Raw genomic sequence first — 13,290 nt, forward strand, 5'->3', positions numbered from 1 at the left:
ACGACGGCCGAGGACGACCGAAGTCGGCTGGAGACGGCGGAAGGCGACCGGCGGCGACCGGCGGCGGCCGGGACGGCCGGAAGTGACCGGTCCCCGGCGGCCCGGCACGCATGTTCCGATGGAAAATGCCAGAACCTCCTCCCCTCGCACCGACGTTGCGTAATCTCACGGTCACTGCCGCACGACAGTGCGCCCGCACGCCCGGCTGGGAGGGGAGTCCGCGTGCCCGGAATCGACGCGTGCCTACAGGAGGCCATGAACCTGCCGGGAGCGCGCGGCGCCGCGATCGTGGACTGGACGAGCGGTCTCGCGCTCGGCACGGCGGGCGAATCACCCAACGGCGACCATGAGGCGACGGCCGCCGAGACGGCCGAACTGGCCAGAGCCGCCGCGGAGTACACGGCCTTCGCCCCCGCAGCCGCGGCCGGCGACAAGGGCCCGCCCGTCGAAGACCTCATCGTCACCACCCGCACCGGCTATCACCTGCTGAGCTTCGTCGAGACGACGTTCGACAGCAGCGTCTTCCTCCATCTCTGGCTCGACCGCGACACCGGAAACCTCGCCCTGGCCCGGTTACGGCTGGGGCAGTTGGCGCAGCGGCTGGTACTGGGATGACGGCGGCGTCCACGCACTCCCCACACTCCTCGGTCTCCCCGATGCTCGTCCGGCTGGCCGGCGAACGCGCCACCGGAGCGCTCCTGCGCGACCACGGCACGCTCTATCTCGCCGACGGCCGTGTCGTACACGCGGAGAGCCCCGCCGCCCCCGGGATCGACGTCCTGCTCACCGCCGGCGGCCGACTGCCGCGCGCGGGCTGGGAGGAGGCGGTGGACCGGGCGGGCGCCCGCCGCGAGGTGGGCCGTTTCCTGGTCGACAGCGGTCGCATCGGCGGCGGGGAGCTGGAGATCTGCCATCTGGGCGCGCTGTTCGACGCCGCCTACTTCGCGCTCGCCCCCGGCAGCGGTCCCACCCGATTCCGTTACGGCGTGGCGCACTGGATCGGTCCCGTACGGCCCGTCTCCGCCTCCGCCGTCGAGCGCGAGACCCGGCGCAGACGCGAACTCCTCGACCGGGTCTGGCCGTACGCGGCCGTGGACACCGCGCCCGTACGGCCCCGCGAGGCGGCGCCCGGCCAGGCGGTCACCCGCCGCGGGCGGGCGCTGCTGGAGCTGGCGGACGGGGTACGGACACCGCCGGCCATCGCCTGGGCCCTGGGCAGACCCGCGTTCCACACCCTGCTGGACATCCGCCGGCTGGCCGCGGCCGGACTGGTCGAGACACCCGCCGAACCGGCGGCGGCCACGCCCTCGGCGGTCCCCTCCTGGGTGGGCACGGCCGTGGGCGTGGCCGATCCGGACATCGACCTGTTACGCCGACTCCGCGACGCCCTGGAGGCAAGCCTGTGACTCCCCGTTCCATCCACCGGGCCAGGACGCGCGCGTCCGATGTCGTGCCGGACCACGCCACGCCGTCATGAGGCGCGCGCTGCGGGCACGTGCCGAGAGGAGACAGCTGATGACGGCGGAAGCCGAGGTACTGGGCGAGCTGAGGCGCCTGCGGGCCCGCCTCCCGCAGCTCACCGGCGCGCTCGCGGCCAGTACCGACGGTCTGGTGCTGGCCCAGGACACCGCCGAGGTGGAGGCGGAGGGGGTGGCCGCGCTCACCGCCGCTGCGCTGGGCGTCGCGCTGCGCCTCACGGACACCACCGGCCAGGGCGGATTCCGGGAGCTGTTGATCCGGGGCGAGCTGGGGTACGTCGCGACCTACGCGGCGGGCGCCTCGGCGGTGCTGACGCTCCTGGCGGAGCCCACGATCAATGTGGGCCGGCTCCATCTGGAGGCGCGGCGGTCCAGCACCCGGATCGGCGAACTGGTCGACGGCGCCCTGGAACGCCTGGAGAACGCCTGACCCATACCAGCCCCCAGCCCCCCACCTCAGCCCCCCACCCCCCACCTCACGCGGAACACGCCTCACCCGGGCCCCGGGGACCTCCCGGACCACCCGTACCGGACGGAAAGGAAGTGCGACACTCATGGCCAACACCGAGGCCGCCCTCAAGCAGGCCACCACCGTGATCGACGGCGCCCTGGGAGCCGCCCTCGTCGACTACTCCAGCGGAATGGCCCTCGGCACGGTCGGCGGCGGCAAGGACCTCGATCTGACGGTGGCCGCGGCCGGCAACACCGATGTGGTCCGGGCCAAGGTCCGCACCATGGAGATGCTCGGCATGAAGGACGAGATAGAGGACATCCTGATCACCCTCGGCAACCAGTACCACCTGATACGGCTGCTCAAGGGGCGTGGCAACAGCGGTCTGTTCCTCTATCTGGCGCTGGACAAGTCACGGGCGAATCTGGCGATGGCCCGTCATCAGCTGATGAGAATCGAAGCCGAGCTGGAAGTCTGAGAGGCCCGCGCGCGGCACCGCGTCACGCGCGGCCCGCGCCGCCGACCGGCCGCGCCGCTGTTCAGCGGCGGCGCCGTGCCCCGCCGGGCACGGCGTCCCCGGCGGCCGTCCCCGTGGTCCGGTAGCCCTTGACCTTCTTGCCCACGGGGTGCCCGGTGCCGACCCAGTCGGTACGTACCCACAACAGCACATCGTCCCGGCGCTCCCGCCGCCCCAGCCAGCCGGCCTTGAGCCACAGCCCGACACCCACGCCCGCCAGAGCAGGGCCCCCGGCACCGGGCAGCGCGAACGAACTCCCCACGGCGACAAGGAAAGCGGCCAGCAGCCACCAGCGGTTCGCCCGGCGCCAGTGGCGCAGCGTCACGGTACGGTCCTGAAGGAAGTCGAACTTCCCGGCCCGCTCGGCACGGTCCGCCCACTCGGTGTACCGGCGCCGGCGTACGAGCGCGACAACCGCGACGCACACCACGAACAGCGCCGCTCCGGTATAGCCGCCGATCCTGCGCCCGGTCAGTCCGGGGAGCAGGACACCGATCCCGGTGGCGAGAACCCCCAGCCACCACATCGGTACCGCACCGGCCCGTACGATCACGGCCACCCGTGCCAGAGACTGCCCTCCGCGCCCCACGATCCGCCTCCTCAAGCCTGTGTTGTGGCGGGCAGACTAATGAGGTTCTCTGAACATTTCCTGAGAACCGGCGATCACGGGGCAGGCGGTCTCAGGGCAACAGCCGCCGCTCACCGCGACCGCCACCGCCCCGGCCGACCGGGGCCGACAACGCGGTCGCCGACCTTGCCGATAACAAGGCACAACTGGAACGATACGTAGCGTAAGGATGTTTTCTGTCTTCCTCGACGCGATGGAGGCATACGTATGGCCCAGAAGCACCGCTCACCCATCGGGGATGACGGCGCACAGCCCGGTCGGCCGATTCCGCCGAAGCCGCCGGAACCCGAGCCGAAACCCAGGCCCCAGCCGAAGTAGGGAAGCGACCATGACAAAGGCCCCCACCACCAGCGCTTCCGACCGCACGGCGGGGGCCGCGCGCCTGCTCGCCGAGATCCAGCGGACACGCACCGACCCCATCCCGCCCCACTGGCACGAGGCGCTGCGGGCCGTCCCCCGGGACGCGTTCCTCCCGGACCTCCTGTGGCTCCGCGACGGCGATGGCGGCTACCGCCCGTGCGACCGCGACCAGGACCCTGACGGCTGGCTGACCGCCGCGTACTCCGACACGCCCCTCGTCACCCAGTTCGTGACGGAGTCCGACGGCACCCGCTCACCGTCGTCGTCCGCGTCCCAACCCAGCACAGTACTGAGGCTGTTGGAAGATGCCCGGCTCACGGACCACGACCAGGTTCTGGAGATCGGCACCGGCACGGGTTACAACACAGCCCTTCTCTGCGCCCGGCTCGGAGCCGACGCCGTCACCTCTGTCGAAGTGGACGCCGGCCTGACCGCCCGCGCCCGCGCCAGCCTGGAGACGCTCTCGTACGCCCCGACCGTCGCCCACACGGACGGGGCTCACGGCTGGGACGCCGCCGCACCGTACGACCGAATCCTGGCGACCTGCTCGGTCCGTTCGGTCCCCCTCGCGTGGCTGGACCAGACGGCACCGGGCGGGCACATCCTCACCCCGTGGGACAGCGCCTGGTGCTGCTACGGAACTTTGCGGCTGACGAAGCATGGTGACAGGGGCGCGGAGGGAAACTTCGCGCCGTACGGCTCCTACATGCTGATCAGCGGCCAGCGGACGGATGTCGAGCTGTTCCGTGATGTGCTGCGCCCGGGGCAGGTCACGCGCGAAGACACGACCTCCCTCTCCCCGTGGTCCGTCGCCGGCGCCGATCCGGCGCTGGACTTCCACATCGGACTGACGGTCCCCGGCGTCTGGCATTCCTGGGACACCGAACCGGAAGGTGCCCACACCCGGCTCTGGCTCGCCAATGACGCGGCGACCAGTTGGGCGCGCGTCGACTACGACGGCCGACAAGCGGAGACATTCACCGTCACCCAGCACGGCCCACGCGATCTCTGGGACGAGGTCGCCGCGGCACATGAACACTGGCTCCGGGCGGGGCGGCCGAGCGTCGACCGTTACGGACTGACCGTCACCGCCGATGCGCAGCACGTCTGGTTGGACCGCCCGGACAACCTGGTGGCCTGAGGGACCGCGAGCCCTCAACAGGCGTCAGAGAGACAGGGCGCCCGAGCGTACGGCGTTGACGAACGTCTGCCAGGGCGCCGGCGCGAAGACGACGGCGCCACGTGCGCGGTCCTTGGTGTCACGGACAGCCTGACGGCCGGTACGCAGCCGACCGCGCTCGACGCAGCCGTTGTCGCTGCCGCTGTATGTGCTCTTGTGCCAGGCCGCACCATCGAACTCGTCGGAGGTCACGATCCACTGCCCTAGATGAGATCCCGGATGTACTTCTCGGACGCGGATGGCGAGAGGGCCGCGGCTGTGAACTCGTCCCACACGCGCGTATACACCTGAACGTCAGTCCGCTGTTCCAACAACGTACCACCGGTGACGTGCTCCAACCATGCGACGTCGATCGAGGGCTCGCCCCGGAGCGAGAAGAGGGTGAACGGTGCGTACTGCTCGGCCGGGATCGACGCGTCGAGCGGCAGAATCTGGATGTTGACGTTGTTTCGCCCACTCATTTCGAGCAGATACTCAAGCTGCTCCCGCACCAGCGCCTTGGACCTGCTGATGCGGTGGAGTACAGGCGCCTCGATGATCGTACGCAGTCGGAAGTCCAGGTGGGACTTCAGGAGTTCCTTCCGCTTCATGCGGGTTTCGACGAGCGGGCCGACCTTCTCCGCCGGGTGACGGGCCTGGAAGATCTCCCTCATGTACGCCTCGGTCTGGAGCTGTCCCGGGATCACCGACGGATCGTACTCACGGACCAACTCCGAGTCGGCCTCCAGCGTCAAGTAGTCCCGAAGTGTGTCGTGCAGCAAGGGGCCTTGGCTGCTCCACCAGTCGACCTTGTGGATCTCCTTGGCGAGCCGCCTGATGCTCGCGATGTACGCCTCGTCCTCGATCCCGTAGAACTCCAGCAGGACCGTCAGATCCAGCGGCCTTATCCCCCGCTTGCCGTTCTCGATCTGCGAGATCTTCGGCTGCCCGCACTGCAACTTGTCGGCGATGTCCTGGACTTTGTAATCCCGTTCGACACGGAGCCGCCTCAACTCGTTGCCGAGCCGCTTGCTGCGCATCGTGGGCATATCGCTGTGAGCCATGGCGACATGGTGGCGCGGCCGTCACTCGACGCGCAGCCCCTACGCAACACATTCACCCTCAAGGACCGACCGCCGGGGAATGTCTTGCCCCAGCATGACTTCACCAGCCATCATCATTCCGTAACGCGGCGCACCGACTTGGTGACTCGCCGTCGTCCACCGTGCTGCCCTCCCGGCAGCGCCCAGGAGGAGCCTGGTGAACGTGGCCGGTATCGAACGGGAACTGCGACTCAGCCTCACCGTGCGGCCCGAGGAGCTGAGACATATCCGCCGCGACCTGGTCACCCGCCTGGATTCATGGGGGTACGAGGCCGTCTCCGACACCGCCGTACTCGTCGTCATAGAGCTGCTGACGAACGTCTACCAGCACGCCGGCGGCCGGTGCGACCTTCTCGTCGTCCCCGTCGAACCGCGCCTCCTCATCACGGTCAGTGATGCCGTCTGGGCCGTACCGGCCAGGCGCGAGGTGCCCGCCGGTGCGGAGGACGGGCGGGGGCTGGTTCTGATCGATGAACTGACGGAGCACTGGGAAACCGTCCTCACCGCGTCGGGCAAGGCCATCAGGTGCTCGATTTATCTACCGCCCGCCGTCAAGACGATGACCGCAACGGCCACGACATCGACCTCGTCCGCGAAGGGCTGACCATGACTGTCGACGAGCGGGCCGTCTTCAAAGAACTGAACGGCTATCTGCACCGTCATCCCGACGAAACCGCGGCCCTCATGCCGCTGTTCGACTCGATGCTCGACCACGCGCGCCAGGGGACCTGCGCACACCGGGGCCGCTGCCCTGTCATCAGGTCCGGAGCGGTTCTGGTGAATGAACGCGGGCGGGCGCTGGCCCTGCGGCACGATGCCGGATGGGGTTTCGCCGAGGGCACGCCCGAGATCGCGGATCTCACACTCCGTCAGACCGCCAGCCGCGTGCTGGCCGAGTGTGCTGGGGCCCTCGACCTATGGCCCGTGCCCAGCGCCGAGGGCCCGGTCGTCATCGACGTCTCGCGCGCCGCGCACGTGGACGTTCCGCGTACGCGGTACGGCTTCCGCTACCTGTTCCGAGTGCGTTCCGGCGTCCTCCTGCGCACCTTGACACAGTTGGGCCAGGCGCGCTGGATCTCGCTCGACGCCGTCGGACCGCCGCTTCTCAGCGCGCGCCTCAAAGAACGGCTGGCGGTCACGACATGAGCCCGCGCGCCCAACAGGTCGCTTACGTCATCGCGGTGCTGACCGTCGGAGCCTCCCTCGCCCTCGCCGTCTGGCGAGGGTGACCGTCCTGTCCGCGCCCTGTCCTACTCGACGAACAGCCCCCGCGCCGCCGCCCGCGCGTCGAAGTCCTCCAGCCGCGCCTGCGCGTCCGGCAGCCCGTCGCACATCGCTTCCAGCAGCACCCGCCCCAGCAGCATCGGCGCGCACGCCGTGTCGAAGGCGAGACCCGTGCCGACCGCCGCCGGAATCAGCAGGTCGCTGTGTTTGGCGACCGGCGCGAACGCCGAGTCGGCGACCGTCACCACCGTCAGCCCGTTCGACCGGGCGTACGCCAGCGCGTCCACGACCTCCTTCGGGTGGCGCGGCAGCGCGAAGCAGAGCAGCGCGCTCGCGCCCGCGGTCCCGGCCGCGTCGATCCGGTCGGCGAGCATCGTGCCGCCCTCGTCGAGCAGCCGTACGTCCGGATGAACCTTGGCCGCGAAGTAGGCGAAGCCGCGCGCCTGTGAGGAGGCGGCGCGCAGGCCGAGGACCGGGAGCGGACGGGAGGCGGCGAGCAGTCGGCCGGCCTGTTCGACCGGGGCCGGATCGGCGAGGAGTTCGGCCAGCTGGCGCAGGTTCTCGATCTCGCCGCGTACGGCCTGCTGGTACTCGTTGTACGTCGACTCGCCCTCCTCCGGGCCGACGGGCGCGACATCGCGGAGATGTCTGCGCAGCGCCGGATAGCCGTCGAAGCCGAGCGCGACCGCGAAGCGGGTGACGGACGGCTGGCTGACTCCCGCCAGCTCCGCCAGCTCGACGCTCGACAGGAAGGGCGCGTCCGCGGGCCGCCGCACCATGCTGTGCGCGATGCGCCGCTGAGTGGGGGTCAGCCGGTGGCCCTCGAAGAGCTGCTGGAGTCGGGCGGCAGGGCTGTCGCTCATGCGATCCCCCTTGTCTGTTCGGTCGGGTCGGTCAGGTCGGTCACGTCAGTCGGGTCCGTCAGGTCAGTCGCGTCGGTCATGGCCTGCTCGGTCATGGCCTGGTCGGCCACGGTCCGCCCGTCGTTGTCCGGCCGGTCGGAGCCTTCGTGGCCGCGTCGTTCGCCGGATCCCCCACCCGGTCCGGCACCAGGTCCGTGAATCGGTCGAGCAGCGCGGCGGCGGCTGTCACATCATCGGTCAACGGCCGGTCCGCGGCCTCGTCCTGGAGTACGGTCTCGGCCAGTTCGAAGGCCCTGCCGACCGGAAGCCCCGGATCCGGCCGTAGCGCGCGCTGGCGCAGGGCCCGTACGGCGGCGACCAGTTCACAGCCGACGACCAGCCGGTACGCGCTCCCCAGGCGCAGGGTCTGGCGCGCGGCGAGCGAGGCGAAGCTCGCCTGCTCCTCCACGCCACGGGACAGTACCGCGTGCCCGAGCGAGGCCGGCGCCGAGAACGCCCGCAGATCGCCGAGGGCCGCCCCGGCCGCGTACTCCAGGATCATCACCCCCGAGCTCGCGGGCTCGGCGTCGGCGAGGAAGGGCCGCAGCCGGGTGAAGGCGGGCTCGTTGAGCGCGGAGAGCCGGGAGGTGGAGAGCCGCGCCGTCTGCACCAGCGAGAGCCTCAGGTGGTCGAGCGCCAGGGCGACCTGGGCCAGATAGAAGCCGCCGTGGTGGTACGCGGCGGGGATCGGGTCCGCCTCCGTGCCGGGGCGGATCAGCGGGTTCTCGGCGGCGGCGTTGATCTCGACGGCGAGGGCGTGCTCCAGCGCGTCGGCGGCGTCGCGCGCCGGGCCGTGTATCTGCGGGACACAGCGGAAGCCGTACGGGTCCTGGATCCGGCCGAGCGGCGGTCCCGGCCGTTCGGGGGCACCGAGGATCGCCCGCATGTTCGCGGCGACGGCGTACGAGCCGGGGTGCGGGCGCGCGGCGTGCACGGGCTCCGCGTACGCCTCGTACGAGCCGTCGACGGCCAGCAGCGAGAGCGCGGCGACCAGTTCGGTGGCGGCGCACAGCCGGCGCAGTTCGTGGAGGGCGAGCGCGGACTGCCCGAGGGTGAGGGCGTTGCTGCTGATCAGGGCGAGGGCGTCGTTGTTGTCGAGGGGCTGCGCCTCGGGCGCCCGGCCGCCCTGCCAGGGGTGTTCACCGGCGAGGGCCAGCCCCATCTGGGCGAGGGCCGCGATGTCGCCCGTACCGACCGAGCCGAACTCGTTGACCACGGGGTACGCGCCGGACTCCAGCGCCTCGCAGAGGGCGGTGACGACGGTCGGCCGCAGTCCGGCGCCGCCCGCGAGGAGTTGGTTGGCCCGTATGGCGAGCATGGCGCGGACTTCGCGGGCGGGCAGGGGGTCACCGATGGCACCGGCGTGGCTGCGCAGCAGCCGCAGGCCGTGGTCGGCGGCGGCCTCGGTGGGCACGGCCTCGGTGCGGTTGGCGCCGACGCCGGTGGAGCGCCCGTACACCCGGCCGGAGGCGGCCAGCTCGCGCGCGACATGCCAACTCTGTTCGACACGCTTCATCGCGTCGGTTCCGGGTACCGGACGAGCGGCGCCATCGGCCAGGCGTACGACATCGGTCACCGGGAGGCTCTGTCCGTCCAGTACGACGATGGCCGTGCTCGGGGTGGTGCGTGAGCCCGACGAGTCCATCATGTGGGACGACATCATGCGCGAACGCCTCCTTAACGGACGCTTTGTCTTGCCCTGCGGCCATCCGTAACGACTGATTTACCCGGGGGCATTGACAATCTATTCAGACAACGAGAACTCTGCATGACTATATGCAGCCGGGCAAGGGACGCGGGGCAAGGGACGACTGATGATCAAATTCGACGCGGTGAACAAACGCTTCCCCAACGGCACCACGGCGGTTCACGACCTCACACTGGAGATGCCGGAGGGCGGGATCACCGTCCTGGTCGGCTCCTCGGGCTGCGGCAAGACCACCACCCTTCGCATGATCAACCGGATGGTCGACCCGACGTCCGGGACCATCCGGCTCGGCGGCCGGGATGTGCTCGAACAGGACGCCGCCGAGCTGCGGCGTGGTATCGGCTATGTCATCCAGCAGTCGGGCCTCTTTCCACACCGTACGGTCCTCGACAACATCGCGACCGTGCCCCTGCTGCTGGGCTGGGGACGCAAGAAGGCCCGCGCACGGGCCGCGGAACTGCTGGAGACGGTCGGGCTGGCCGCCGAGGCGGGCAAGCGCTACCCGCACCAGCTCTCGGGCGGCCAGCAGCAGCGCGTGGGGGTGGCCAGGGCGCTGGCGGCCGATCCGCCGGTGCTTCTGATGGACGAGCCGTTCGGCGCGGTCGACCCGGTCGTACGGACCCAGCTCCAGGACGAGCTGATCCGTCTCCAGCGCGAGCTGAACAAGACCATCGCGTTCGTCACCCACGACATCGACGAGGCGGTACGGCTCGGCGACCGGATCGCGGTCTTCCGGACCGGCGGCCATCTGGTGCAGTGCGCCGCCCCCGCCGAACTGCTGGCCCGCCCGGCCGACGACTTCGTCGCGGACTTCCTCGGCGCGGAGCGCGAGCTGAAGCTGCTCTCGCTGACGACGCTCGCCGAGGTACCGCTCCAGCGGGCCACGACGGTACGGGAGGACGCGCCGGCGCCCCCGCCCGGTCCTGAACCGCGTCTGGTCGTCTCGGCGCGGAACGAGCCACTGGGCTGGCTCGCCCCGGACAGCCCGTCCGGCCCGGATGCCGCCGCCCCCGGCGCCCCGCTCACGCCCGTACGGCCGCTGCGCGACACCGACTCCCTGCTCGCCGCGCTGAACGAGTCGATCGCCTCCCCGTCCGGTCTGATAGCCCGGGTCGACGCCGACGGTGTACTGACCGGGGTCACCTCGCGCGAGGCGATCCATGAGCACGCGGGCCGCAGGCACCAGGAAGCGGCGCGGGCGGCCGTACGCCTGGCCGAGTCCACGGCCCTGACGACGGCCCCGGCGCCGACGAAGACCACGGCCCTGTCGGAGACCACGGCCCTGTCGGAGACCCCGGGCGGGGCCGCATGACCATCGAGTGGGCGTGGATATCCGACCACGCGGGCGATCTCACCACCCTCACCCTCTCCCATCTCCAGGCCGCCCTGACCGCCGTGCTCCTCGGGTTGCTGATCTCGCTCCCGCTGGCGGTGCTCGCCCATCGCGTCCGGCCGCTTCGCGGCTTCCTCCTCGGGCTCTCCAACGTCCTGTTCACGATCCCCTCCATCGCGGTGTTCGTGCTGCTGCTGCCCGTCTCCGGGCTGACCAGGACCACCACCGTCATCGGCCTGACGATCTACACGCTGGTCGTCCTGCTGCGGAACACCGTCGAAGGGCTGGACTCCGTCCCTGCCAAGGCGCGCGAGGCCGCCGTCGCCATGGGCACGCGCCCGCTGCGTACGCTCCTCACCGTCGAGCTGCCCCTCGCGCTCCCCGTGATCATGGCGGGCGTACGGATCGCCACCGTCATGTCGATCTCGCTGGTCAGCGTCGCGACCTATATCGGCGACGGCGGCCTCGGCCAGCTCTTCACCGACGGCTTCCAGCGCAACTTCCCCACCCCGGTGGTCGTCGGAGTCGTGCTGACCCTGCTGCTCGCGCTGGTCGCCGATGCGCTGCTGGTGGCCGTGCAGTACGTGCTCACCCCCTGGACGAGGCAGCCGCGACCGAAGAGTGGGAAGGCCTGACCCGACATGTACGAACTCTTCAAGGACCTCGGCTCCTGGCTGGTGTCGAGCGAGCAGTGGACGGGCCCGGACGGTATCGGGCACCGTCTCGCCGAACACCTCCAGTACTCGCTGATCGCGACGGTCATCGCAGCGCTGATCGCGCTGCCCCTCGGGCTGCTCATCGGGCACACCGGCCGGGGCGCGTTTCTCGCCATCAACCTCGCCTCGTTCGGCCGCGCCCTGCCCACGGTCGGGCTCGTCGTGCTGGTCTTCCTGGCCAGCGGGCTGTCCATGACGCCGGTGTACGTGGCGTTGGTGGCCCTCGCCATTCCGTCCATCGTGACCAACACGTACGCCGGGATGACCGCGGTCGACCCGGAGGTGAAGGACGCGGCCAAGGGCCAGGGCATGCGCGGCCGTCAGGTGCTGCTCCAGGTCGAGATCCCGCTCGCGCTGCCGCTGATCATGACCGGGCTGCGGCTCGCGCTGATCCAGGTGGTGGCGACGGCGACCATCGCCGCGTACGTCAGTTTCGGCGGGCTCGGCCGGTACGTCTTCGACGGTCTGGCCCAGCGCGACCTGGTCCAGGTCCTGGGCGGAGCCGTGCTGGTCGCGCTCGTCGCCGTGGCCCTCGATCTGGCGCTGTCCGGGCTTCAGCGCGTCCTCTTCCGCCACCGCACCGCCGCCTAGGGAGACCACTCCAGTGACCTCGAACCCACCCGTGAACCCGGACACGAACCGGCGCACGAACCGGCGCACGAACCCGCCTGCGAACCCGCCTACGAACACGCCTACGAACATGGCTACCAACACGCCTGCGAACACGGCTGCGAAACGGGCTGCGAAGACCACCATGAACCGGCGGAAGGTCCTCGGCGGGCTCTTCGCCGCGGCCTCCGTCCCCGCGCTCGCCGCGTGCAGCAGCGGCATCACCTCCCTCGACGGCCAAGGCGGCGGCGGGAGCGGCGGCGGCTCCAGCGCTGACGGCATCACCATCGGCACCGCCAACTTCACCGAGAACCAGATCCTCGGCCACCTCTACGCCGCCGTGCTCGGCGCCGCCGGGGTGAAGACGACGGTCCGCGCCAACCTCGGCACCCGCGAGATCCTCATCCCGGCGCTCAAGGGCGGCGACATCGATCTGCTCCCCGAGTACCAGGGCGCGCTGCTGCACTACCTCGACCCCGAGGCGACCGCAACGGAGGAGGGCGAGATGCAGAACGCCCTCGCCGTCGTCCTCCCCACGGGCCTCCAGATCCTCCCGTACGGGAAGGCCGAGGACTCCGACGCCTTCGCCGTCACCCGCGAGACCGCCGACAGGTACGGCCTCAGGACGCTGGCGGACCTGAAGAAGCAGAACGGCAAGCTGGTCATCGGCGCGGCGCCCGAGGTGAAGAAGCGGGTCGTGGGCGTCGTCGGGCTCAAGGACGTGTACGGGGTCGAGTTCAAGGAGTTCAAGTCGCTGGACTCCTCGGGACCGCTCGTCAAGGGCGCGTTGAAGAAGGGCGATGTGGATGTCGCCAATCTCTTCACCACGGACACGGACATCGCCGCCGAGGGCTGGGTGGTCCTGACCGACCCCAAGAACCTCGTCCCCGGCCAGCACATCGTCCCGCTGATCGCCGACCGCAAGGCCGACTCCACCGTGCGCAAGGCGCTGGCGCGGCTGGGCAACGCCCTGACGACCGAGGCCCTGACGGAGCTCAACCGCCAGGTGGACAAGGACAAGAAGGATCCGGAGGACGTCGCGAACGCCTGGGCGGCGGACCACGGCCTGAAGAACTCCTCAGGGAAAAACGGGGGCTAACCC

The 13,290-nt window shown here is 70.6% G+C and carries 16 protein-coding genes; 11 read left to right on the forward strand and 5 right to left on the reverse strand.

Going from position 1 to position 13,290, the window contains the following annotated elements; translation table 11 throughout:
• Window positions 1-222: 222 nt before the first annotated feature.
• The 4 genes from ABTZ59_RS25275 (at window position 223) to ABTZ59_RS25290 (ending at window position 2,407) form a co-directional block, all read left to right on the forward strand.
• Window positions 223-615 carry a hypothetical protein gene (locus tag ABTZ59_RS25275; RefSeq protein WP_351415798.1) on the forward strand — a complete coding sequence of 131 codons (393 nt, stop codon included), beginning with the start codon at window positions 223-225 and terminating at the stop codon, window positions 613-615.
• Complete coding sequence (locus ABTZ59_RS25280) at window positions 612-1,406, forward strand: transcriptional regulator (protein WP_351415803.1); 795 nt, start codon at window positions 612-614, stop codon at window positions 1,404-1,406. The genes ABTZ59_RS25275 and ABTZ59_RS25280 overlap by 4 nt, the downstream gene beginning before the upstream one ends.
• 109 nt (window positions 1,407-1,515) lie before the next feature.
• Window positions 1,516-1,908 (forward strand): roadblock/LC7 domain-containing protein, encoded by a 393-nt coding sequence (locus ABTZ59_RS25285; protein WP_453766795.1) that lies wholly within the window; start codon window positions 1,516-1,518, stop codon window positions 1,906-1,908.
• Window positions 1,909-2,032: 124 nt separating this feature from the next.
• Window positions 2,033-2,407, forward strand: a complete 375-nt coding sequence (locus ABTZ59_RS25290) for a hypothetical protein (RefSeq protein ID WP_351415813.1) — start codon at window positions 2,033-2,035, stop codon at window positions 2,405-2,407.
• Window positions 2,408-2,468: 61 nt separating this feature from the next.
• On the opposite strand, the gene ABTZ59_RS25295 is transcribed toward ABTZ59_RS25290, so the two are convergent.
• Window positions 2,469-3,035, reverse strand: a complete 567-nt coding sequence (locus ABTZ59_RS25295; protein WP_351415816.1) for a hypothetical protein — start codon at window positions 3,033-3,035, stop codon at window positions 2,469-2,471.
• A 367-nt stretch (window positions 3,036-3,402) separates the two neighbouring features.
• Here ABTZ59_RS25295 and ABTZ59_RS25300 point away from each other — a divergent pair, with 367 nt between their 5' ends.
• Window positions 3,403-4,575, forward strand: a complete 1,173-nt coding sequence (locus tag ABTZ59_RS25300) for an rRNA adenine N-6-methyltransferase family protein (protein ID WP_351415822.1) — start codon at window positions 3,403-3,405, stop codon at window positions 4,573-4,575.
• Window positions 4,576-4,599: 24 nt separating this feature from the next.
• On the opposite strand, the gene ABTZ59_RS25305 is transcribed toward ABTZ59_RS25300, so the two are convergent.
• Window positions 4,600-4,806 (reverse strand): DUF397 domain-containing protein, encoded by a 207-nt coding sequence (locus tag ABTZ59_RS25305; protein ID WP_351415836.1) that lies wholly within the window; start codon window positions 4,804-4,806, stop codon window positions 4,600-4,602.
• An 11-nt stretch (window positions 4,807-4,817) separates the two neighbouring features.
• Window positions 4,818-5,657 (reverse strand): helix-turn-helix domain-containing protein, encoded by an 840-nt coding sequence (locus tag ABTZ59_RS25310; protein ID WP_351415844.1) that lies wholly within the window; start codon window positions 5,655-5,657, stop codon window positions 4,818-4,820.
• A gap of 202 nt (window positions 5,658-5,859) precedes the next feature.
• Here ABTZ59_RS25310 and ABTZ59_RS25315 point away from each other — a divergent pair, with 202 nt between their 5' ends.
• A complete protein-coding gene (locus ABTZ59_RS25315) occupies window positions 5,860-6,300 on the forward strand; it encodes an ATP-binding protein (protein ID WP_351415849.1) in 441 nt (146 codons plus the stop codon).
• Window positions 6,301-6,302: 2 nt separating this feature from the next.
• Entirely contained in the window at window positions 6,303-6,842 is a 540-nt protein-coding gene (locus tag ABTZ59_RS25320; protein WP_351415853.1) for an NUDIX hydrolase, read from the forward strand.
• 104 nt (window positions 6,843-6,946) lie between these two features.
• Here ABTZ59_RS25320 and ABTZ59_RS25325 read toward each other — a convergent pair whose 3' ends face one another.
• Together ABTZ59_RS25325 and ABTZ59_RS25330 are read right to left on the reverse strand one after the other, a co-directional pair.
• A complete protein-coding gene (locus ABTZ59_RS25325) occupies window positions 6,947-7,783 on the reverse strand; it encodes a MurR/RpiR family transcriptional regulator (RefSeq protein WP_351415860.1) in 837 nt (278 codons plus the stop codon).
• A gap of 91 nt (window positions 7,784-7,874) precedes the next feature.
• Window positions 7,875-9,482 carry an aromatic amino acid ammonia-lyase gene (locus ABTZ59_RS25330; RefSeq protein WP_351416008.1) on the reverse strand — a complete coding sequence of 536 codons (1,608 nt, stop codon included), beginning with the start codon at window positions 9,480-9,482 and terminating at the stop codon, window positions 7,875-7,877.
• Between the two features lie 154 nt (window positions 9,483-9,636).
• Here ABTZ59_RS25330 and ABTZ59_RS25335 point away from each other — a divergent pair, with 154 nt between their 5' ends.
• The 4 genes from ABTZ59_RS25335 to ABTZ59_RS25350 all read left to right on the forward strand — a co-directional run bounded on the left by ABTZ59_RS25335 (window position 9,637) and on the right by ABTZ59_RS25350 (window position 13,287).
• Window positions 9,637-10,842 (forward strand): ABC transporter ATP-binding protein, encoded by a 1,206-nt coding sequence (locus ABTZ59_RS25335; protein ID WP_351415867.1) that lies wholly within the window; start codon window positions 9,637-9,639, stop codon window positions 10,840-10,842.
• A complete protein-coding gene (locus ABTZ59_RS25340) occupies window positions 10,839-11,498 on the forward strand; it encodes an ABC transporter permease (RefSeq protein WP_351415874.1) in 660 nt (219 codons plus the stop codon). Before ABTZ59_RS25335 ends, ABTZ59_RS25340 begins: the two co-directional genes overlap by 4 nt.
• 6 nt (window positions 11,499-11,504) lie before the next feature.
• Window positions 11,505-12,170, forward strand: coding sequence for an ABC transporter permease (locus ABTZ59_RS25345; RefSeq protein WP_351415879.1), 666 nt, complete (start codon window positions 11,505-11,507; stop codon window positions 12,168-12,170).
• Window positions 12,171-12,333: 163 nt separating this feature from the next.
• Entirely contained in the window at window positions 12,334-13,287 is a 954-nt protein-coding gene (locus ABTZ59_RS25350; RefSeq protein WP_351415883.1) for an ABC transporter substrate-binding protein, read from the forward strand.
• Window positions 13,288-13,290 lie beyond the last annotated feature (3 nt).

Origin of the sequence: Streptomyces sp. NPDC094034 (assembly GCF_040303865.1) — a bacterium.
In the GTDB taxonomy this organism is placed as follows: Bacteria; Actinomycetota; Actinomycetes; order Streptomycetales; family Streptomycetaceae; genus Streptomyces.